Source organism: Pseudomonas sp. TUM25319 (assembly GCF_056388475.1).
In genome coordinates, this window is the sequence record NZ_CM150751.1 from 6,058,582 (window position 1) to 6,076,974 (window position 18,393).

An 18,393-nucleotide genomic window follows, 5' to 3' on the forward strand; every position below is an offset into this window, starting at 1 on the left:
TCTCTTTTGCGGCCAAAAGGCATTGCAGTCTGCTGATGCAGACTGCTCGCTTCCTATTGAGGCTAGGGCTCAATCAAGGCCCCCCGCCGTGGCGTCAGCCTGACTTTCTGCATCGTTTTCAAACCCGATGATCTGTTGAGGTCCGAATTGCCTGGCCCCGACCATCAAGCTGCTCTGATTCCATTGGCGATACAGATCCATGCGACTCGGGATCCTGAGATCATGGAAGGCCATTTGTTCTCGTCCCAGGTATTGCATGCCGGCGTAAAGCTTACCGCCGAGATCGATCAGCGCCTGGGCTGCAACATCCCATTCTTCTTCCAGGCGTTCAGTGGCAAGCACAACCGCATTCCGCTCAAGCTTCGAATACTCCCGGTCAGCCTCCTCGATATGCTCATCCACGACCTGAATCTCTCGCTCTAGTGCGGTGACGATCAGGCCATGACGGCGTTCATCCTCTTGGGCAGTGTCCAGAGCTTTGGCCGCTTTCTGAGCGGCCGTCGAGGCAGCTTTTTCTCCGTCGACATCCCCCCAGGCTACCGCTTGAGCATAGCTTCGAGCTGCTTCCTCCTCAGCAGCGCGGGCCTCTGAGGTTTGCTTGGCCGTCTGGGTCGTCACCTCTTCGAGTCGAGTAGTCAGCGCTTTGCGCTTCTCCAACAGTTCGTGCTTATCCGCAGCCCAGGAGCGCAGATGCTCGTGATAGTCGGCCATCAGGTTCGGGGTATTTTGTTTGCGCTGATGCCAGTCGAGGTCGTGATCGATCATTTCAATTCTGTGCTGAAGGCTACTGATACGGCCCAGGCTGATATTCAGCTCCGTTTCGATGCTCCCTCTTTCTCCCGAATGCTTTGTTGCAGGTTCACGCAGCAGAGCCTCATGCCTCGCTACGTCCTCTTGGTGCTGCTGAATTTCAGATTCAAGGCTTGCGCGTTCTACAGATAATGCGTCGAAAGTTCTCATAGGTTTTCCTTAAGGTCGTTGGGGTTGGATGGCTGGCGAGGCCGGAAGCGCCCGGCTAGATCTCGTCGTTATGAGCTGCCGTTAGGCCGCTTCCGTTTCCGCCAATGCCACCTCTGCCCCTGGCTCGCTCAAGACCACATAGCAGCGCTGCACACCCATGCCTGGGAGGCGTACCGAGCTAGACGCTTTTCCGTCTTTACCTGGCTGCAGTACCCCGCGCTGGACAAGCTCCCGATTGACGGCGGTGAGGTTCAAACCACGAAACACCTCCGAGCGCCAGGCTTCTGGCAACACGTAATAGGTAATGGTCGTATGCAGGTTGTCGCCCACACCGTGCTCCATGGTTTTTCGGAAACCCAGTCGATCAATGGTTCGTGGTCCGTGCTCATCGATCTTGGCGGCGGTGGATTCCCAGCGTGTGAACCGGCTCTCGCCGAAGCGCTCGATCACCTGGCGCAATCGAGTCATGATCGCTTCGCCCTCCAGGTTGCCCGCGCCGCCACGCTCTGCCAGCCATCCATGCAGACAAACCCGGGCTGCGGTCGTGGCCGTTCCATCTGGCCAGCCGGTCACACCAAAAGCGGTTGCCAGCTCTCCCGCTGCTGCTGCCAAGGCGAAACGCAACGCCGCCCGCTGGGCCTGGCCACTGGCCGTGGTGGGAAGGTTTTGGGCAATGAACTGCTCCACGGTATGCCGGACGATCACCGACCATCGCAGCATGTCGCCAGGCTCACTCAGAGCCCTCAGAAAGGAAGTGAGCGGCGTGCCGTAATACTTGGCTACCCGCGCCTTGAGGGCGTCAGAGAGCGCAGCGGCATCCTCAAATCCGTTCAGCGCATCGAACATGCCGAGGCCCTTGCTCGCGTCTGCCGGCACGGCAAGCATCCGCACTTCCATACCGGCCTTGAGATCCTTGTTGGCCTCGGCCATGTGCTGCGCCAATGTCTTCTCGCCGGTCGAGAGGAACAGCAGACGCCACTCCTGCACCTGCCGGCCTGCTTGACCTCGATCATTGGCCCTGGCCTTACCGGTCCCGTTGCCGAGCATGTACACCGTCTCACCGATGATGCGGGCATCGCACATGCCGATTTCATCCAGCACCAGGAGTCCATCCGAATGCGCGGCGGCGATGGACTCCAAGGCGTTATCCGTCGACCGCCACGAACGCACCAGGCGGGGACCGCCGTAGACGGATGCGGCCACCTGCAGGTGTGTGGTCTTGCCGCCCGAACTATCGCCATAGAAGTGGAAACCACCGGATTCATGGCCCAACAGATTCAACAAGGGCCCCGCAAAGGCCACGCTGACGACAAATGCCAAACGGTGGTTGCCTATGCACAGCGCTCCGATCTGCTGTTGCCACTGTTCCAGGGAACCGGCCTCGCTGATGGGGGGCAGTTGTGCCCCAGCCTCGTAGAAGTACAGATGCTCGTCGTTTGATCCGATCTGCTGTTCGGGTAGGAGAAAGGCATTACCGTGCCAGCCCAGGCGCGTAACCAGTCGGGCTCGCCGCGCACTATCGAACCCACCCAGATAGCTCTGCAGATCGTTTCGGGCATTGCGTCCGGAGCGGCTCCCGGCGAGTCGTAACCCCATATCCACCAGGGGGCCTAACACGTCCTTGCCGAAGTCCCCGGTCATGGTCCGCGCCGGAATGTTCCAGCGTTTTTTCACGCCGTCCGGGTCGTCGAACTCGACCAGCAAGCCCCAGTTGTGGCCCTTCTCATCGCGAGTTCGGGCAATGATTTCCAAGGGCGAACACACAGGACGCGCCTCGCCATCATCGCCGGCGTAGAAGACCCCGTCGGGGGTCAGCCGAAAGCCCCCGGGCATCAGGTCGTTTTTTGATTTTGCAGGCCGTTTGGCCACTGGCTTTGCCGGTGCAGGCTCTTCAGGTTTCTTGCTGGTTGCAAGGGTAAGAAGTTCGCCAGTTCGCATCAGCTCCGCGACGTGGTCAGCGGTCCAGCCTTTCGCCAGAGCGTCGGCAGCGTCATCGCCGTCTTCCCACTTACCGCCTTTGGCAAATGCGGGCTTTCCGCCTTTGTTGGTGGGCCTACGCTTGAACATCTCAAGCGTCAGTCGCTGGACTGATTTCGCGCCGAGCTCAAGCAACTTCGACTCGACGGCATCCATGCAAGCTTTTCCGCTGGCGTCGTTGTCTGGCCAGAGCAACACGTCGCGCCCCTTGAGTGGAGACAGGTCCGCCTTATGCCAGGAGTTCGAGCCATTCGGCCAGCAGGTCCCTACGTGCTCTGGCATCAACTCAGCCGCAGCGTCAGCAGCCTTTTCACCTTCGCACAGGACTACCGGTGCATCGGCTCGCTGGGCCAGCTCATTCAATCGCAACAGTGGGCGTGGCTCGGATAGCCCTTGCCAACGCCACTGAGTGGCTTGACCGTCAGACCGGTTACACCAGGTCAACGGTGCAAACACTTTCCTCGGCTTGCCGTCCTCATCCGGTCCGAGATCGAAGCGATACAGGACCATGAGAGGCTCACCTTGGGCATCCCGGTAGATCCATACCTTGGATGGCGCACCGTGCTGCCGATGTTTGGCCGGACACTTACTCATGGCCTCAGCAGGGATCGGCTGAACAGCGATCCATTCAGGTGCCTTACTTTTGGCAGGCGAGCTCTTGCCTTGGGTTGTGCCGGCAGAAACTCCAAGCAGGTCCGCCAGCTTGTTGCAGGCTTCAATGTCAGTGCCTCCATCGAGGTAGCGCACCAGGTCAATCAGGTCTCCGCCTTTGTCACCGGTGGCGAAGTCCGCCCAGGTGCCCTTGCTCAAACTCACCTTGAGCGAGCCCGCGTGCTTGTCGGTACGGGTTGGGTTGGGAGCGGTGTATTCCTTGCCGCCATCGACACGCTTGCCGTGTGGCAGCCAGTGCTCCAGCACACGATCGATGTTCTGCAGGGCGGCCGTTTTCACGTCAGCGAAGCTTGGCCTTTTCTGGGTGCTGCCAGTGCGTTGAGTCATGGCTCTGCCCTCGCCGCAAACATTGAGTCGCTCACGTCATCAAGGAGGGCCTTGGCCATCTCGCCGAGGTAGAAGGCAGGCCAACTGAAGCGCTCGCTGCCATCGTTCAGTGCGGCTTCGAGGGTGAGTTGATTGGCGTAGTACTGGAGGAGGGAAACCGTTTCGAGAGCATCAGAGATTGACGCTCCGGCGTTCACTCGAAAGAGGCGCTCCCCATTTGGGCTCTCAAGGAAAGATGCCCGACCCAGCGTAGTGGGAGCCGTCATTGGGCACCGCCTTTCTGCTCAACAGGAACAGAGGTCGCATCACCATGGAGCGCAAGTGTTTTGATCAGACCCAGGGTGCCGCGAACATCCCAAATGATCGATGCGATGACATCGCCGGAGAGGCAGGGTTGATCATTCTCGAAGTGATACTCAAGCAAGGTCAGAACGGAGTCAGCGCGGTTGATCGCACAGGTGATCGCATCAATGGGTATGCCGGCTTCGGCTTGATTACCGACAGTCAGCAACTGCTCAGGTAGATCGGATCCGTGCAGGGTGCTCATTGGACACCCCCGGTGGCTTCCAGGGCGCGAGCTTTGGCCATGTGGGCGTTGTAGCGGGATAGACGTGTAGTGAGGCTGGAATTGGCGTGTAGCGCGGCGAGAGCCATTGCACGGTGTGCAGCGGCGCGAATTTTGGACGGACTGAGGGCGTGCATAGGGTGGAACTCCTTGATTTGAGGAGCTACCACCAACCGTCGCCAAACGATTAAGGGCGGTAGCTGTGCGCGGGTTGGCGAACCGGGAATCAAGGAAACCGGCAGACCCGAAGGTCTCCCACGCACAGCCACCATAAACAGGACGTGCGGGCACAAAAAAAGCGCCAGCAATCGTAATGGGGGCGCTTGTGCGCCTTGAATTCATCGGGTCGCCAAACCCGGTCGCTGAATTTGCAGCGACCGGATGAGAGTAACTGTGCTCTTCTGAAAGCGCAACTGTAACGAAGGCTTGCGGATTGATCCGAAGCGAAATAGATTGAGCGTGCATACAGATTCACCCAAACGCCCCTGGTAGCCGCCGGGGGCGTTTTCATTTGTAGGGAAAGCTGGGAGGGTCAGTTGCCGGACTCCGGCGGGTGAGGCTCGCCTTTCAGCCAGGCATAGATCCGTGCGTCTTCACGACAACGGCGCCGGTACTCTTCTGCGAGCCATGTCTCTCGATCCGCCACGCACTCTGCGACGAAGATTTCCAGCTCGACCTTTTCCCGTCCAAATGCGTGGCTCTGTTCACTGGTGGCTCGCTCCGCTTCCAGGTCTTTCGCTACCCAGGTGTCCCAGACTTCTGGGTCGTTGGAGTAGGTGCAACTTTCATCGACGAACCAGTAGGTGACCCACTCGGCTATCTGGTTCGGCGTCAACGCCAAGCACCGCTGCTTCTCCATGGCAAACGGGCCGTCGCCGTGAATGGTGGAGAACTCGCGGCGAATGCCGTGCTTGCGCACGAAGTCGGGCATTTCCCATGGGTTCGCACGGAGCGGAATGCTCAGTCCGTCTGGATTGAAAAAGAACGCCTCTTGGGTTTGGCCGTTCCAGCTCACACCGGCAATGATCCGGTGACGCCAGTTGATTTCGTCCTTCTTGTACAAACAGAACGCTGCGCCATACGGATCGTGGAATGGGCCGGCGAAATGGTGGCGGCGCACGCTCATACAGCCACCCGATCACGCGCCTGAATGCGGCTGCGCGTCCATGCTTGAACCTCGGAAAGAACCCAGGCTACCGGGGCGCCCCGGGCGTTGCTGTTGCTCAGCTTTACGGGCAGCGGAAAGCCACTCTCAGCCTGCTGCATCAACTTGTAGATCGTGGGGCGGGCCAACCCTACGATGGCCATCACTTCAGTGATGCGTATCAGAGTGGTCTGTGGGTCGCGCCCAGAATGGAGGGAGGTTGCTGCGGAGAAAGCGGTCATAGTCGTACCTATATCTACAGAGACAGGTACAGACTAAAAACTCAAAAACGAATCAACACGGTCCGCTCTTTTTTCTTTTTTTCCTAGGGCCGTACTCTCCCAGCTCTCTGAGATTTTCCCTAACCGTGTCCCGCGTTCCGATCCCCACTATACCGACCAGCCTGGACAGCAGTGCCTTAGGTTCAATTTCAGGATAGGACTTCTTGATACGCTCAACGGCGGCCCGGGTGAGCTCCCGCTTCTTCGCCTTTCCATCTTGAGTAGCGGTACCTGGACGACTGTTACCCTTCCCAGCCAAGCGAGCTCTCTCGGAGCTTTTCACGGTGTAGATTTTGTCGATTATCGTCGGAAAAAAACTACCTGGCTGAAGCGTCCCAGAGCGCAGCGCGACTTCAGACTGGCGATGAAGGTCAGCAAGCATCAAAACCTTTTCCGATTCAGCCACCCATTGAGCAAAGGCCTCTCTCACCTCCGCTTCCCTGCCCGGTTGGGTACGACGTTGGCGCTCAACCATGGTTTGGAAAAACGCGGGATCATTTAACCTTAGGTATTCGGCTAAGTCAGGGTTGATGTCGTACACATTGAGCTCAACATTCCCCAGCCAATCAGCCATCAACTGAACAGCGTCCAGTGCTTGCGCGAAGGCATAGCTCGCCGCCATTCGAGAGCTAGGAATAGCTTCAACTTGACCTAGCACCTCACGCACTACATTTGGCAGCGAAAACGACTGGGCATAACACAATCGCTCGTAAATGAGATCTCGCTGGCTGAACGTCTCATGGATTACCCGCCTTGCCTGACTGGAATACCCCAAGCCGTCTTCGAGCCAATATGAAGCTGCCTCGTTTATCACATCGAATGCCTGGCGAAAGTGCTCACGAAACTCAGGGAAAAGCGCAGCTTCCGCTACAGCATCCTCCATGATCTGGATCTCATCGAGCAGGCTACTGATATCAGTATTCGCAAGCTCGAACGTGAATTGCTCCACCTCATTTTCGGACCAGATCACACCCCACGCCCCCTTGATCGAAAAATGAGCCTGCGCGGTAGATGATCGCTAAGCTGCCGACAGGCAACGGTGGAGCGAAACACCATACCGCGTTGATACACCTGCTTGTCCACGTGGGCCAGCGACGTGTTACCAGTACGGAGGCTAGGATTTTCAACTATTCCATCAGCACCGAAACACCAGTTACACATGAAACACCCCAACTGGTAGCTACGATCCGCGAGCACTGATGAGCGTGACGCATCGCTGGCTTTCGATGCCTCATGCGTTTCTTGAAGTATCAAATGTCGCTCGCTACAGCATCTCGGTGGGCAAAGTCGTACGGGGTGATCGCTTCCACCCGATTGGCGTCCAAATAATCTGCCCACCACTGCACCATGAGCCTTCGCTCCTGAATATGTTCTGCTTTGTGGATATACGCTGCGCGCACCGTGTTTCGCTCCTGATGGCTCATCTGTCGTTCGACGGCGTCTTTACTCCACAGCCCAGACTCAACCAGTGCTGAACAAGCCATTGTTCTGAAACCGTGGCCGCACACCTCTGACTTCGTGTCATACCCCATGCGTCGCAGGGCCTTATTGACGGTGTTTTCGCTCATGGGTTTCCAGTGATGGTGATCACCTGCAAATACCAAGTCGAATCGGCCGGTGAGATCGCGGATTCGTTCCAGGACATCCACTGATTGGCGACTGAGCGGTACCAAGTGTGGCGTGCTCATCTTCGAACCGCGATGGGAGTTCTTTACTCCCTCGATAGGCGCTCGCTCACCAGGGATTTCCCACATCAACCTTTCCATGTCGATCTCTCCCCAACGAGCGAACCGGAGCTCGCTGGAGCGGATAAACACCAGCAAGGTCAGTTGTACAGCAAGCTTGGTCAGGCCCCGCCCGCTGTCGGCATCTATCCGCTGGAGAAACTCAGGTAAGCGGTCAAATGGCAAAGCAGGCCGGTGCGCTGTTTTGCGGGTAGCCGTGGCGCCTTGCAGATCGATCGCTGGGTTGAAATCTAGATGGCCATGCTGAACCGCCATGCGGAGGATGCCTGTCATGTACTGGCGCAGGCGTGCCGCCGTATCCAGGGTATCCCGCTTTTCTGCCGCTTTCAGAGGGACAAGTAGATCCCGTGTTTTCAGTTCCGCGACCGGACGATCACCGAGAGTGGGCAACAGATGGGATTCAATACGTCGCCAAACGGTGGAGGCATGACCAGGTGTCCATTTACGAGCGCAGGCCGCGTGCCATTCCTGTGCAAGCAAACGGAAGGTATTCGCCCGGGCATTGACCGCTTCCTGTTTGTCCAAGCGTGCCTGCTCGATAGGGTCTTTCCCTGCAGCTAAAAGCTCAAGCGCCTGAGCGCGTCGCTCCCTGGCCGCTTTCAAGCCGAGCGCTGGATAGTTGCCAAACGTTGCTAAACCATCACGGCCATCAGGTTTGGTGTACTTCATACGCCAAGTCTTGACCCCTGACGGCTTCACTAGCAGGTAGAGGCCTTTGCCATCGAACAGCTTGTAATCCTTCTCCCGAGGCTTGGCCGCATCACATTTGGGATCGGTGAGAGGGACCACTGTGCGCGCCATAGGGATACGTTTCCTTGTCGAACCGAGATATCCCTAACCATATCCCTAAATCGCGTAGATGCCCAGAGACAAAACGAGACAGACAGAAACAACAAAGCCCGCACTAGGCGGGCTTTGTGGGGCGTTTCGTAGACAGTCATAGACTTCTGGAAACTGGTCTCTGGTGCCGGAGACAGGAATCGAACCTGCGACCTTCGCGTTACGAGTGCGCTGCTCTACCGACTGAGCTACACCGGCGTGGCAGCAACGCTACCACTGCCGCGCGGGTTACGCAATTCACTGTTTCATAACGACTATTGAGCCCTCGCTTCACAGCCGTTCGGTGCGAGGTCGGCCTCGACGTCGGTGGTGCAAGCCCAGCCGCTGGTGGAGCGGGTCAGGGTGAGGGTCTTGCCCTGTACCGGCGCCGGGCCGTCGACCAGGGCGCAGGCGAGGCTGCCGGTGCCGTTGGCTGCCACCGCGCGGGCGGTGATGGTGCAGTTGGCAGTAGTGGCCTGGCCGCCCAGTTCGGTGGCGCTGGCGATGTCCTTGCCCTGGGCCAGGCGCACTTCAAACGCGCTCTTGAGGGCGCTGATTTCAGCCAGGCCGGCAGTGGCTTTGGCCTGGGCCTGATGGTTGGTGTAGAGCGGCATGGCGATGGTCACCAGCAGGCCGATGATGGCCACGACAATCATCAGTTCGATCAATGTAATACCGCGTTGCTCCCTCATGGATGCATTCCCCGTTCTTCAATCTTCACGTCATTTCGGTCGGTTGTGCCGACAAGCGCGCCAGTAGGCCCGAGCCGACACCTTTTGTCACCCTGCGAGGCAGGACCACCCAAGCGGCTCGTCTACTCTAGTGCGGGCCGGGAAGCACTGCCGGCTGGAGCTGTTACGGAAATTGTGTTTGGCCAATTGCTACAAGGACGTCGCCAGAACCATGAAAACCAGAACCTACAGCTGGCAGGGAGTCGATCATACCGGCGCCCGGGTCAGTGGCCGCAGCGACGGTCAAAGCCCCGCGCTGGTCAAGGCGATGCTGCGCACGCGCGGTATCCGCACAACCCGCATCCACCACGCCCGGCGGCTTACGTCGCTCAAACTCTCCCGCGGGATCGACGCGGCCCAGCTCACCCAGCTCACCCGCCATCTGGCGACGCTGTATCAAGCCGGGATCCCGCTGCTGCATGGCCTCGACATCATCGCCGAGGGCAGCAAGAACCCTCCGCTCGTCCGCCTGCTGCACAGCCTCAAGCGCGATATCAGCGCCGGCCACGGCCTGGCCGAGGCCTTGCGCAAGCACCCGCGCCATTTCGACACGCTGTTCTGCAATCTGGTGGCGGTGGGCGAGATGTCCGGGCGCCTCGATACGCTGCTGGAGCAACTGGCGACCTTCCAGGAAAAACGCGCCACGCTGCGGGCGCGCATGAAGAAGGCGATGATCTATCCCTTGCTGGTGCTCATGGTGGGCCTTGGCGTGTCGAGCCTGCTGCTGTTGCAGGTGGTGCCGCAGTTCGAGGTGCTGTTTGCGGGTATGGGCTCGGAATTGCCGGCGTTCACGAGGATGGTCATCGACCTGGCCGACTGGCTGTCCGAGCACCTGGTCTGGCTGACGGTCAGCCTGCTGGGGCTCGCTGCCGGCTTGCGCCAGGCCTTTCGCCATCATCGTGGATTCCACCTGTGGCTGCTCGGCATCGGTCATCGCCTGCCGGTGGCTGGGCCGCTGCTCCAGCATGCCGCCATGGCGCGCTTTTCCCGAACCCTCTGTACCTGTTTCGCCGCCGGCATTCCGCTGGCCGAAGCCCTGGGGCCGGTAGCCCGCGCCTGCGGCAATGCGCTGTACGAGCAAGCCATTCTGCGTGTCCGGCAAGACCTGAACAACGGCCTGGCCCTGAGCGTGGCCATGCGTGCGAATCCGTTGTTTCCCAACCTCTGCGTGCAGATGTGCGGCATCGGCGAGACATCCGGAACACTCGACGATATGCTCGACCGCATCGCCAGCCACCACGAACAGGCCATCGATCAGTTGATGGAAAACCTGACCAGCCTGCTGGAGCCGGTGATCGTGCTGATCCTGGGCCTGCTGATCGGAAGCCTGGTGATTGCGATGTACTTGCCGATCTTCCAGTTGGGTGACGTGATCTGAACATGAGCCTGTGGAACCTTCTCGCCAGCCAACCGCCAGTCTTCCTGCTCAGCGCCCTGCTGCTGGGGCTGATCGTCGGCAGCTTTCTCAACGTGCTGGTCCATCGCCTGCCGCTGATGCTCGAACGCCAGTGGCGCGACGACGCCCGTGAAGCACTCGCGCTGCCGGCGCAACCGGGCGAGCGCTTCGATCTGTTCCTGCCCGCCTCCCGTTGCCCGCACTGTCAGCGGCGCATCCGGGCGTGGGAGAACATTCCTGTGCTCAGCTATCTGTGCCTGCGCGGCCGTTGTGCCGGGTGCAAGACCCGGATCAGTCCCCGTTATCCCCTGGTGGAACTGGCCAGCGCGGGGCTGACGCTGTTCGCCGCCTGGCATTTCGGTTTCGGCGCCAGCGCGGCGGCCTTCATGGTGCTGACCTGGGGGTTGCTGGCGCTGAGCCTGATCGATATCGAGCATCAACTGCTACCCGATGTGCTGGTGCTGCCGTTGTTGTGGCTGGGCCTGATCGTCAATGCCTTCGGGCTGTTCGTGCCACTGGAGCAGGCGCTGTGGGGCGCGGTGGGCGGCTATCTGGTGCTGTGGACGGTGTACTGGCTGTTCAAGCTGATCACCGGCAAGGAAGGCATGGGCTACGGAGACTTCAAGTTGCTGGCGATGATCGGTGCCTGGGGTGGCTGGCAGATCCTGCCGTTCACCCTGCTGTTTTCCTCGCTGCTGGGAGCAGTGCTCGGCCTGATTCTGCTGCGCCTTGGCGGCAAACAGGCCAGCACGCCGATTCCCTTCGGTCCCTATATGGCACTCACAGGCTGGATCGCATTGCTCTGGGGTGGTCAAATGACCACTTCCTATCTGCATTTCGCTGGATTTTGATGACAACGCCCGCTTTCACCCCCTGGATTCTCGGCCTCACCGGAGGCATCGGCAGCGGCAAGAGCGCAGCCGCGCAACGCTTCGTCGAGCTGGGTGTACACCTGGTGGATGCCGACCAGGCCGCCCGCTGGGTGGTCGAGCCCGGTCGCCCGGCATTGGCCAGCATCGTCGAGCGCTTCGGCCCCGGCGTGTTGCTGGAAGACGGCCAGCTCAACCGCGCCGCGCTGCGCCAACTGATCTTCGCCGACCCGGAGCAACGCCGCTGGGTCGAAGCCCTGCTGCATCCATTGATCGGCCAGGAGATCTTCAGCTATCTGGCCAAGGCCGAGTCCCCGTATGCCGTGTTCGTCTCGCCGCTGATGGTGGAGTCGGGCCAGTACCAGCGCACCGACCGCCTGCTGGTGATCGATGCGCCGCAAGCCCTGCAGGTGGAGCGCACACTGTTGCGCGACCAGACCAGCCCGGAACAGGTCGAAGCCATCCTCAAGGCCCAGGCCAGCCGCGAAGAGCGCCTGCGTCACGCCCACGACGTGCTGGTCAACGACCGCGACCTGGCTTGGCTCCATTCGGAGGTCGACCGCCTGCACCACTTTTACCTGACTTTGCGAGGAGGCCGAGAATGAGCCAGCCCATCACCGTTGATTGCCCGACCTGCGGCGCCCCTGTGGAGTGGAGTGCCGCCAGCCCGAACCGGCCGTTCTGCTCCGACCGCTGCAAGCTGATCGACCTGGGCGCCTGGGCCGCCGAGGAACACAAGATTCCAGTGGCGCCGGATGCCGAAGACGAGCTGTTTTCCGGCGAGTTCGATCCCCGCGAGCATCACTGAGGGTCGTCATCTTTCCACGGGGCCTGCAGGTAGCGGGTCCTGTTGAAGGTCTCCAGCCACTCGGGGCAGAACACCACCAGCGCGCTGACCACCATGCCGTTGATGAACGCCTCGGGAAAGATGATCAGCCACAGATAGCCGATGAAGTCTTCGAGCCACACCGGCATCGCAAATCGCCCGTCCAGCCACAGCACACCCAGGCTGGCCAACAGGCACAGCAGCGCCGACAACGCCGCGGCGAAGAATCCCGAACAGAAGATGTAGACGAACAGGTTGCGCGGTTGTGCCCGCTCGACCAGGATCGCGCACAGCTCGGTGACCAGGACCGGCAGGCCGATCAGCAGCACGCCGTTCACGCCCATGGCCGCCAGGTCCTGGCGCCCCAGCACCACCAGCCCGATCTGTGCCAGGAATGCCCCGACGATCGCCAGCGGCCAGTCCAGCAGCAAAGTCACGGCCGTCATGCCAATGAAGTGATAGGACACGCCGGTGTCGAAGTCCCGACGCACCAACCAAAGGGCGAACAGCGCAAACACTGTGCCGAACAAGAGGTGCTGGCGCCGGCTGTCGGCGAACAGCTCGACCCAGCGGGTGCGCGCCGCTGCCCACGCCAGCAGCGGCACGAAGATGATCCAGCCCAGGGTCAGGCTCAGATCCGACAGCAGTTGTGCACCAATCACGGCCGGCAACCCTTGTTCAACGGGGAGTTTCAGCAGTCTACACCCCGCAGCGCCGGGCCGCCCTGAGCTGGCGCAGGTAAAACCGACCAGAATCAGCGACTTGCTTCGTCACTTGGCGAATTGAACGCTAAGCTTGTTCCCATGGACGACTCAGACTACCTGCGCCTGCTCACGATTCAGGCCGAACAAGCCAATGCGTTCCTGTCCAACGCCCGCAAGTGGGAACGCGAGCGTTGGGTCTGCCAACGCCTGCTGCAGGGCTTGAACATTCCCTACCGTAGCGAGGATTTCACCGCCGCCGGCCAAGAGCCGCCGGACGTTTTGTTCCGCGATGCGGCGTTCGAGGTGTTTTTCGTCCTCGACGAGGGGCGCCGCCTCAACGATGAATGGCGCGAAGAGCTGCAGCGCCGGCGCAGCGCATTTTCCCTGTCGCAACTGGTGCGCCGCGAGGCCCGTCCCCGGCGCATCGGCGCTCCGGAACTGTTGCAACGGCTGGCGCCGACCCTGCGCAAGAAGGCCCACAACTACCGCGAGCGCGGGCTGGACCTCGGCGAGCTGGACATCATCGCCTTCGCCAGTCTCAAGCGCGAAACCCTCGACCTCAACAGCCATTTTCCGCCGCCAACCGAGTACCTGCGCCAGGGCTGGCGCTCGCTGTCGCTGGTCGGCCCGACCTTCGCCCGGGTGATTTTCGCCCATCCCGATGCGCCGGACTTCCTGCGCAGCAACCTTGGCCGCAGCATCGTCTTCGATGTGGGCATCAGCCTTTGAGCGCCCTCCTCCCAAAGCGGGATGGCATAAATCCCTCGCCGGTGATAAAAAGCGCAATCATTCGCTATTGATCCGAACTTTTGCCGGCAGGTACGCCAGTGGCAAGCGACTACAGTGAACCCTGTAGCTTTCCCACAACTCCAAGCGTCTACCTGCCGAGGCCATCATGACCAGCCGCCTGACCCCCGAAGACCAGCGACGTGTCGATCAGTACCTTCAAGCCCCCCAGCACCAAGTCGAGCGCAGACCGTTCCGGCCGTGGCTGCTCCTTGTCCTGGTGGTTGGCGTGACAGTGGTACTGGGCCTGTTGAGCCGCCTCCTGAGTATGTTGGTGCTATGAGCTGCCTTGCGCTCGCCCACGCCGCCCGCCCGGCCATCCAGGACCCGAATTCCGTAAACCTTATGAGATATCTCCATGACTCACCGCATCGTGATTGTCGGCGGCGGCGCCGGCGGCCTGGAACTGGCGACCCGCCTGGGCAAGACCCTGGGCAAGAAAGGCAGTGCCGAGATCACCCTGGTCGACGCCAACCTCACCCACATCTGGAAACCGCTGCTGCATGAAGTGGCCGCCGGTTCGTTGAACTCTTCCGAGGACGAGCTGAACTACGTGGCCCAGGCCAAGTGGAACCACTTCCAGTTCCAGCTCGGACGCATGAGCGGGCTCGAACGCGCCACCAAGCAGATCCAGCTGGCCGCCACCCTCGATGAGGACGGTCGCGAGCTGCTGCCTGCGCGCACCCTGGCCTATGACACCCTGGTCATTGCCGTCGGCAGCAACACCAATGACTTCGGCACCCTCGGCGCCGCCCAGCACTGCCTGTTCCTCGACACCCGCAAACAGGCCGAGCGCTTCCACCAGCAACTGCTCAATCACTACCTGCGCGCCCATGCTGGCGACCAGGCCAAGGAAAAGATCAGCGTTGCCATCGTCGGCGCTGGCGCCACCGGTGTCGAACTGGCCGCCGAACTGCACCATGCCGCCCACGAACTGGCGGCCTACGGTCTGGACCGGATCAAGCCGGAAGATATGCACATCACCATCATCGAAGCGGGCCCGCGGGTGCTGCCGGCGCTGCCGGAACGCATCAGCGTGCCGGTGCACAAGACCCTGGAAAAACTCGGCGTGACGGTGATGACCAACGCCGCTGTCAGCGAAGTCACTGCCGAGACCCTGAAAACCGCCAATGGCGAGGTGATCGAGGCCGGCCTGAAAGTCTGGGCCGCCGGTATCCGCGCCCCGGCGTTCCTCAAGGACATCGACGGCCTGGAGACCAACCGGATCAACCAGTTGCTGGTTCGTCCTACGCTGCAAACCACCCTGGACGACGATATTTTCGCCTTTGGTGACTGTGCAGCCTGCCCGCAACCAGGCAGCGACCGCAACGTGCCACCGCGGGCACAGGCCGCTCACCAGCAGGCGTCGCTGCTGGCCAAGAGCCTGAAGGCACGTCTGGAAGGCAAGCCGCTGGCGACCTACGAGTACCGCGACTACGGCTCGCTGGTCTCGCTGTCGCGCTTCTCGGCAGTGGGTAACCTGATGGGCAACCTGACCGGCAGCGTGATGCTGGAAGGCTGGTTGGCGCGGATGTTCTACGTGTCGCTGTACCGCATGCACCAGATGGCGCTGTACGGCACCTTCCGCACGCTGATGCTGATGCTGGGCAGCCGCATCGGACGCGGTACGGAACCGCGCCTGAAACTGCACTGATACGCGGTCGATAAACGGGGCTGCCTTGCAGCCCCATTTATCAATGCCTCAGTGGTGGGCACCGTGGGCATCGCCCGGCTTGCCATCCAGCGAAATCCTCACGTTCTGCATCATGCCCTGGTCCTCGTGGTCGAGGATGTGACAGTGCAGCACGAATTCGCCGATATAGCGCTGGTAGCGGGTGTTGACGTAGACGGTGTAGTAATCGAGCTTCTTGGGATCTTTCGCATCCTTCACACCCGGTTTGACGAACAGGGTGTCTTTCCAGACCCCCTTGAGACCGGCGTACTGCGAGTCGGGCTTGTTCTTGTCCGTCAGGTCCACCGCCCCCGGCTCGCTGAGGTCGGTCACGCCATCAGGCGCGATGATCTTCTCGATCTGGAACGGGTTGACGTGGATATGGAACGGATGCCCTGCCACGGCTGATTGCAGTTGCCACTTCTGCGCGTCCCCCAGCTTCAGTTCCCGATTGACCACCGCCGGGTCGTACGGCACAGCATTGTCGGCGTCGGTACCGATGGCGAACTCGAACACACCCTGATCGTTCTTGGCGATCTTGAACACCAACTGCTGCACCTCTTTCACCAGCTCGCCTTCCTCGATGGTGCGATGCGGCACGAAACTGCTCAGCAACAATCCGTTGTTCAGGTCGGCAACGACCTTGTCGCGGACCGCACCCGCCGGCATGTTCTGCCTGGCAGCCGCGACCAGCACATCGCGGATGTGAGTCTTGGCGTTGCTGACGGGTTGGCCACCTTCGGCATCGACGAAACCAAGCAACTGGTGATCGCTGTCGAGCTGGCTGACACTGCCTGCCGCAGGTTCGGCACGATCGACAACGCAATAGCGCCCCTTCTCCGGGAACGCAACCAGAAGGTCATGGCGATAGCCTGGCTGGAAGGTCAGCCGGTCCTTTTCCTGGGCCTTGGCGTAGGTCAGGCCATCGGCGGCAATCACCTCGTAGGGCACCGCCTCGCCCGTGCAATTCTGCTCGATGAACGCTTGCGAGTCCGCCGCCGCCACGCCGTTGATGCTCTGCAATGCAGCGCTGTCCTTGAGCTTGACGAACTGCAGGGACACGGTATCGCGGATGCCGGCATGCACCAGGCGCCAGCGCTGGACCTCACCCGTTCTGGCTTCGAAGGTCGGCTGCACCATGCCGTTGACGCTGGTGTAGCGTTTCGAATCGGTCCAGGAGCTGGGTCCGAACTGGTCGTAGGACTCGACCACGCCCACTTCGTCCTTGCCACAGCTCCAGTCGACGACCTCCACGATATCGTCGCCCTGCTTGACCTTTTTCTTCTTGATCTTGCCTTTGCCGTTGTCACCAACGCAGGCATAGGGAATCTGCTGCATCACCAGCAGTTGCTCGGTGAACGGCTGGTTCGCGATCGGTTTGAGCAAGGTGTCGATATCGCCATTGGTGTCTTTGGTGGGCAGGCGATCGCCACGGATCACCAGGGCGCCAGCCATTCCGCTACCCACCTGCAAGGCGGTCGAGCCATGCAGGTGCGGGTGATACCAGAACGTGCCCGCCGGATGGTCGGACGGAATGTTGTACTCGTACTGGAATTTCTGCTGCGGTCTGATTTTCAGCAGCACGTTATCGCTGTTGCCCGTCGGGCTGACCCAGAGGCCGTGGGAATGCAGGTTGGTGCCGTTGAAGCAGTGTGGCGTGTTCATCGGCTGCGTGCTGTTGGTGCAACTCTCTTCCGGGGGCAGGCGGTTGTCGAGATTGATGCGCACGGTATCGCCTGGCGTGACATCGATGGTCGGAGCGACGAAGGGACGTTGCGGGTCGACATCGGTGCCGTGATAGCTGCGCAGAAGAACAGGCACGTTCTGCCCGGTGGCCGGGTCATAGATTGTGCTGCGGGTGTAGTCGATCACCAGGTCCAGCAGGCGCTCGTGGCCAGCATGGGGATTGAGCACCGCGTTGGCAGGAGCGGCTTCTTTCATCAGCAGCGTTCCGCGAGCCGCCTTGAGGGTTGGCGCGGCCTGATCGATGGCGGGCGGGTTGCTGAAGGTGCGCGATGGCTCGTTGGCCTGCGCCGTTGCCGCGGCGCACATCAATGCCAATGCGGTCAGGCCGAAGGGGCGGGCGTGTTTGCGTCGATGAAGTCCTGTCATGCCAATGCTCCTGCATCATTTCGTCGAAACGAAGAGTGAGGCGGACATGAACAGGCTCCCCGCCCGTCACGACCGCCGTGGGCGCAGGGACAGGCGCGAGCAAGCGCTCGTGCGGACGAAAATATGGCTGATCGCTATCCCTGCGCCGCACACCCTAGTGAAAACAGGCTGTGGAACGCAACACGAAAGAATTGCGCGCAAACGAAAAAGGGCACCCTTGTGAGGTGCCCTTCTTCTGAAGATGGTCGGGGTAAGGGGATTCGAACTCCTGACATCCTGCTCCCAAAGCAGGCGCGCTACCGGACTGCGCTATACCCCGGTAAAAAAAAGGCACCGATGAAGGCGCCTTTTTTGCGGCTGGACGCTAATGGCGTTCCAACCTTCTAAGATTCGAACCCAGCGAACCGGATTCGAAAATGGTGGGTCGTGTAGGATTCGAACCTACGACCAATTGGTTAAAAGCCAACTGCTCTACCAACTGAGCTAACGACCCAAAAATGGTCGGGGTAAGGGGATTCGAACTCCTGACATCCTGCTCCCAAAGCAGGCGCGCTACCGGACTGCGCTATACCCCGGCTTGAAATTTGGCTCCGCGACCTGGACTCGAACCAGGGACCCAATGATTAACAGTCATTTGCTCTACCGACTGAGCTATCGCGGAACTATCAATTTCAGTACTGCAATTTCGAACGCTGTATCACTACCGCTTCGAACTCTTCGACCTTGTGCATCGCTGCGTTCATGTCTCTGAGGCGCGCTATTCTACAACCTTCAAAACCTTTGTCAACCCCCAATTTGCATTCAACT

Annotated in this window: 18 protein-coding genes and 5 tRNA genes; 7 read left to right on the forward strand and 16 right to left on the reverse strand. The window is 60.4% G+C overall.

Features of this window, described 5'->3' with window-relative positions; genetic code table 11:
- Positions 1–69: 69 nt before the first annotated feature.
- The 10 genes from AC05QJ_RS27300 to AC05QJ_RS27345 all read right to left on the reverse strand — a co-directional run bounded on the left by AC05QJ_RS27300 (position 70) and on the right by AC05QJ_RS27345 (position 9,182).
- On the reverse strand, positions 70–960 hold the full coding sequence (locus AC05QJ_RS27300; RefSeq protein ID WP_476744331.1) for a chromosome segregation protein SMC: 891 nt from the start codon (positions 958–960) through the stop codon (positions 70–72).
- A gap of 81 nt (positions 961–1,041) precedes the next feature.
- Entirely contained in the window at positions 1,042–3,936 is a 2,895-nt protein-coding gene (locus tag AC05QJ_RS27305; RefSeq protein WP_476744332.1) for a DUF927 domain-containing protein, read from the reverse strand.
- Positions 3,933–4,202 carry a DUF3077 domain-containing protein gene (locus AC05QJ_RS27310; protein ID WP_476744333.1) on the reverse strand — a complete coding sequence of 90 codons (270 nt, stop codon included), beginning with the start codon at positions 4,200–4,202 and terminating at the stop codon, positions 3,933–3,935. The genes AC05QJ_RS27305 and AC05QJ_RS27310 overlap by 4 nt, the downstream gene beginning before the upstream one ends.
- Positions 4,199–4,483, reverse strand: a complete 285-nt coding sequence (locus AC05QJ_RS27315) for a hypothetical protein (RefSeq protein ID WP_476744334.1) — start codon at positions 4,481–4,483, stop codon at positions 4,199–4,201. The genes AC05QJ_RS27310 and AC05QJ_RS27315 overlap by 4 nt, the downstream gene beginning before the upstream one ends.
- Positions 4,484–5,033: 550 nt before the next feature.
- Positions 5,034–5,627, reverse strand: coding sequence for a hypothetical protein (locus AC05QJ_RS27320; protein WP_476744335.1), 594 nt, complete (start codon positions 5,625–5,627; stop codon positions 5,034–5,036).
- On the reverse strand, positions 5,624–5,887 hold the full coding sequence (locus AC05QJ_RS27325; RefSeq protein WP_476744336.1) for a helix-turn-helix transcriptional regulator: 264 nt from the start codon (positions 5,885–5,887) through the stop codon (positions 5,624–5,626). The genes AC05QJ_RS27320 and AC05QJ_RS27325 overlap by 4 nt, the downstream gene beginning before the upstream one ends.
- Positions 5,888–5,939: 52 nt before the next feature.
- Positions 5,940–6,896, reverse strand: a complete 957-nt coding sequence (locus tag AC05QJ_RS27330) for a hypothetical protein (protein WP_476744337.1) — start codon at positions 6,894–6,896, stop codon at positions 5,940–5,942.
- Between the two features lie 280 nt (positions 6,897–7,176).
- Positions 7,177–8,472, reverse strand: a complete 1,296-nt coding sequence (locus AC05QJ_RS27335) for a tyrosine-type recombinase/integrase (protein ID WP_476744338.1) — start codon at positions 8,470–8,472, stop codon at positions 7,177–7,179.
- A 161-nt stretch (positions 8,473–8,633) separates the two neighbouring features.
- Positions 8,634–8,709, reverse strand: a tRNA-Thr gene (locus AC05QJ_RS27340).
- Positions 8,710–8,765: 56 nt separating this feature from the next.
- Positions 8,766–9,182, reverse strand: coding sequence for a pilin (locus AC05QJ_RS27345; protein ID WP_476744339.1), 417 nt, complete (start codon positions 9,180–9,182; stop codon positions 8,766–8,768).
- 211 nt (positions 9,183–9,393) lie between these two features.
- On the opposite strand from AC05QJ_RS27345, the gene AC05QJ_RS27350 reads away from it, so the two are divergent.
- Genes AC05QJ_RS27350 through yacG form a run of 4 tightly spaced genes read left to right on the forward strand, consistent with a single transcriptional unit; the run spans position 9,394 to position 12,294 of the window.
- On the forward strand, positions 9,394–10,599 hold the full coding sequence (locus tag AC05QJ_RS27350; protein ID WP_476744340.1) for a type II secretion system F family protein: 1,206 nt from the start codon (positions 9,394–9,396) through the stop codon (positions 10,597–10,599).
- Between the two features lie 2 nt (positions 10,600–10,601).
- On the forward strand, positions 10,602–11,468 hold the full coding sequence (locus AC05QJ_RS27355; RefSeq protein WP_476744341.1) for a prepilin peptidase: 867 nt from the start codon (positions 10,602–10,604) through the stop codon (positions 11,466–11,468).
- Entirely contained in the window at positions 11,468–12,091 is a 624-nt protein-coding gene (gene coaE / locus AC05QJ_RS27360) for a dephospho-CoA kinase (RefSeq protein WP_476744342.1), read from the forward strand. The genes AC05QJ_RS27355 and coaE overlap by 1 nt, the downstream gene beginning before the upstream one ends.
- A complete protein-coding gene (gene yacG, locus AC05QJ_RS27365) occupies positions 12,088–12,294 on the forward strand; it encodes a DNA gyrase inhibitor YacG (RefSeq protein WP_476744343.1) in 207 nt (68 codons plus the stop codon). Before coaE ends, yacG begins: the two co-directional genes overlap by 4 nt.
- Here the strand turns inward: yacG and AC05QJ_RS27370 are convergent.
- On the reverse strand, positions 12,288–12,974 hold the full coding sequence (locus tag AC05QJ_RS27370; RefSeq protein WP_476744344.1) for an energy-coupling factor ABC transporter permease: 687 nt from the start codon (positions 12,972–12,974) through the stop codon (positions 12,288–12,290). The two genes, yacG and AC05QJ_RS27370, sit on opposite strands and share 7 nt — an antisense overlap.
- Before the next feature lie 141 nt (positions 12,975–13,115).
- On the opposite strand from AC05QJ_RS27370, the gene AC05QJ_RS27375 reads away from it, so the two are divergent.
- The 3 genes from AC05QJ_RS27375 (at position 13,116) to AC05QJ_RS27385 (ending at position 15,456) form a co-directional block, all read left to right on the forward strand.
- Positions 13,116–13,745 carry a DUF1780 domain-containing protein gene (locus tag AC05QJ_RS27375; RefSeq protein WP_476744345.1) on the forward strand — a complete coding sequence of 210 codons (630 nt, stop codon included), beginning with the start codon at positions 13,116–13,118 and terminating at the stop codon, positions 13,743–13,745.
- A gap of 166 nt (positions 13,746–13,911) precedes the next feature.
- Positions 13,912–14,085, forward strand: coding sequence for a DUF3094 family protein (locus AC05QJ_RS27380; protein ID WP_476744346.1), 174 nt, complete (start codon positions 13,912–13,914; stop codon positions 14,083–14,085).
- 75 nt (positions 14,086–14,160) lie between these two features.
- Positions 14,161–15,456 (forward strand): NAD(P)/FAD-dependent oxidoreductase, encoded by a 1,296-nt coding sequence (locus AC05QJ_RS27385; protein ID WP_476744347.1) that lies wholly within the window; start codon positions 14,161–14,163, stop codon positions 15,454–15,456.
- 48 nt (positions 15,457–15,504) lie between these two features.
- On the opposite strand, the gene AC05QJ_RS27390 is transcribed toward AC05QJ_RS27385, so the two are convergent.
- From AC05QJ_RS27390 to AC05QJ_RS27410, 5 genes are all read right to left on the reverse strand, one after another.
- A complete protein-coding gene (locus tag AC05QJ_RS27390; protein ID WP_476744348.1) occupies positions 15,505–17,586 on the reverse strand; it encodes a multicopper oxidase family protein in 2,082 nt (693 codons plus the stop codon).
- Between the two features lie 242 nt (positions 17,587–17,828).
- Positions 17,829–17,905, reverse strand: a tRNA-Pro gene (locus tag AC05QJ_RS27395).
- 98 nt (positions 17,906–18,003) lie between these two features.
- A tRNA-Lys gene (locus AC05QJ_RS27400) sits at positions 18,004–18,079 on the reverse strand.
- 5 nt (positions 18,080–18,084) lie between these two features.
- Positions 18,085–18,161 (reverse strand) — tRNA-Pro (locus tag AC05QJ_RS27405).
- 10 nt (positions 18,162–18,171) lie between these two features.
- Positions 18,172–18,247 (reverse strand) — tRNA-Asn (locus AC05QJ_RS27410).
- Positions 18,248–18,393 lie beyond the last annotated feature (146 nt).

Excerpts from the sequence above, each read along its gene's own strand:
- AC05QJ_RS27385 (WP_476744347.1), top strand. The coding sequence starts at position 14,161 with ATGACTCACCGCATCGTGATTGTCGGCGGCGGCGCCGGCGGCCTGGAA.
- AC05QJ_RS27350 (WP_476744340.1), top strand. The coding sequence starts at position 9,394 with ATGAAAACCAGAACCTACAGCTGGCAGGGAGTCGATCATACCGGCGCC.
- AC05QJ_RS27355 (WP_476744341.1), top strand. The coding sequence starts at position 10,602 with ATGAGCCTGTGGAACCTTCTCGCCAGCCAACCGCCAGTCTTCCTGCTC.
- AC05QJ_RS27320 (WP_476744335.1), bottom strand. The coding sequence starts at position 5,627 with ATGAGCGTGCGCCGCCACCATTTCGCCGGCCCATTCCACGATCCGTAT.
- AC05QJ_RS27380 (WP_476744346.1), top strand. The coding sequence starts at position 13,912 with ATGACCAGCCGCCTGACCCCCGAAGACCAGCGACGTGTCGATCAGTAC.
- AC05QJ_RS27390 (WP_476744348.1), bottom strand. The coding sequence starts at position 17,586 with ATGACAGGACTTCATCGACGCAAACACGCCCGCCCCTTCGGCCTGACC.
- AC05QJ_RS27335 (WP_476744338.1), bottom strand. The coding sequence starts at position 8,472 with ATGGCGCGCACAGTGGTCCCTCTCACCGATCCCAAATGTGATGCGGCC.
- AC05QJ_RS27310 (WP_476744333.1), bottom strand. The coding sequence starts at position 4,202 with ATGACGGCTCCCACTACGCTGGGTCGGGCATCTTTCCTTGAGAGCCCA.
- AC05QJ_RS27325 (WP_476744336.1), bottom strand. The coding sequence starts at position 5,887 with ATGACCGCTTTCTCCGCAGCAACCTCCCTCCATTCTGGGCGCGACCCA.
- yacG (WP_476744343.1), top strand. The coding sequence starts at position 12,088 with ATGAGCCAGCCCATCACCGTTGATTGCCCGACCTGCGGCGCCCCTGTG.
- AC05QJ_RS27315 (WP_476744334.1), bottom strand. The coding sequence starts at position 4,483 with ATGAGCACCCTGCACGGATCCGATCTACCTGAGCAGTTGCTGACTGTC.
- AC05QJ_RS27345 (WP_476744339.1), bottom strand. The coding sequence starts at position 9,182 with ATGAGGGAGCAACGCGGTATTACATTGATCGAACTGATGATTGTCGTG.
- AC05QJ_RS27305 (WP_476744332.1), bottom strand. The coding sequence starts at position 3,936 with ATGACTCAACGCACTGGCAGCACCCAGAAAAGGCCAAGCTTCGCTGAC.
- AC05QJ_RS27375 (WP_476744345.1), top strand. The coding sequence starts at position 13,116 with ATGGACGACTCAGACTACCTGCGCCTGCTCACGATTCAGGCCGAACAA.
- coaE (WP_476744342.1), top strand. The coding sequence starts at position 11,468 with ATGACAACGCCCGCTTTCACCCCCTGGATTCTCGGCCTCACCGGAGGC.
- AC05QJ_RS27300 (WP_476744331.1), bottom strand. The coding sequence starts at position 960 with ATGAGAACTTTCGACGCATTATCTGTAGAACGCGCAAGCCTTGAATCT.